Annotated in this window: 1 protein-coding gene; it reads right to left on the bottom strand. The window is 40.2% G+C overall.

Annotation, left to right across the window (positions count from 1 at the left end; translation table 11 throughout):
• A partial coding sequence (locus B7X71_RS16730) for a glycosyltransferase (RefSeq protein ID WP_293601567.1) occupies positions 1–1520 on the bottom strand: 1520 nt, incomplete at its 3' end.
• Positions 1521–1527: the final 7 nt, after the last annotated feature.

Below are 1527 nucleotides of genomic sequence, written 5' to 3'. Positions count from 1 at the left end.
ATGACATCGACTTGAGATAAATCCTCAAACGAAGAAACATGTTTAATATGCTTGTGCTTCAATAGCTCTGGAGACTTGGGGTCGATCACAAAGGCCTTATCAGCTAGTAAAAGCATATCAAGATCATTTAACCGATCCCCAATAGCCCAAACTTCAGTGAAACTTGGTTTATTGTTTTTGGAGAGAAATCGTTTAATCACATTACTTTTGCAGGGTTGCAAATTCCCATGACTACGATCAGGGAAAAAGTCTTTATTGAAATTTAAATCTCCGCTACAAATATCGTTTCTAAATCTCAGAGTGTGAGCAATTGCGAAATCTGCAAAAATTCTCTTGCGCATGATTTCAGCGGCAATAAAGTAACTATCAGATATCAGTCCAACCATAAAGCCATTGCGCTTCATTTGATTTACAAATTCAACGACACCAGGCTTAATAGGCATCGACATTGCTACTTTTTCAAATTGAGTTCGATGGGTAAATTTGAAAATTTCTGCAACTTTCTGTTCACGAATAACGGCATCATTTTGATAAAGATTCAGTATGGCTCCTAAAGTTTCCTCGGTATGAGTAAAGCTTGCCAAATCTTGGATAAATTGATTTGGTGTGATGGTGCCATCCATATTTAATAGCACTACTTTGCGACGATCCTTGCGGCGATTGATGATGTAATCAAATGAGGCTGAGGCAAGTCTTTGTTCCTCATACATCTCAGAGATTTGTTCTACATGTAGTCTTCCAGCATGGCGTGAGTAATGATGAATCACGCGAGCTACTTCATTGGCCATGGTTGTAAGGTCTACCAAAGGCTGACTATCATGCTCTAAAGAACCAATATCTACCTCGCAGATACGTGCCCCTTTAAGATGAGCGTCAATAAGAAGACCAATGTCTACACCATAGCCAGATTCAAAAGTGAGCTTTTTAAGTAAAGAAGATTTGGCGGCAATAATTCCACCGAGTGGTTGAGATATCCCAGCTAGTTCTGGAAAAAATACTTTGAGCATGGGTTTGGCAGTTAGTTCAGTAACTCGTCCACCGCCCCTACCAAATTTTGCTTTTACAAAGTCAGCGTCATCTGTAATCAATGGTGCTACCATTTTTGCAATGATATTTTCTTCTAGGCCTGATAGGTCGCCATCTAAAAAAACAATGCACTCATGCATTGCGATCTGAACACCATCAAGCATTGAAGCGCCTTTACCTAGCATTGAGCTCCTCTGTACTTGTGCTCCAGCAGATCGGGCTATTTGGGCTGTGTTATCAATCGAGCTGTCATCAATCACAATGACTTCCCCAGTGAAGGTATCCTTTTGTGCGTATTGAATAACCGACTCAATCGCTTTTTCTTCGTTCAGCGCTGGAATGACAACGCTACAAAGCGCTTGATGTAAGGCGCTTGTTTGATTGGATGTTTCTTGTCTGCGCAAAACCTCTTTGCTTGTCTGAACTGCAATTTGAGATTGAGTGCGAAGAAAATAATTTAATTTTCTCCATAGACGCATTAGAAATACTTTCATGCTCTTC

Source organism: Polynucleobacter sp. 39-46-10 (assembly GCF_002282275.1).
This window is presented reverse-complemented; position numbering and strand designations above follow the sequence as displayed.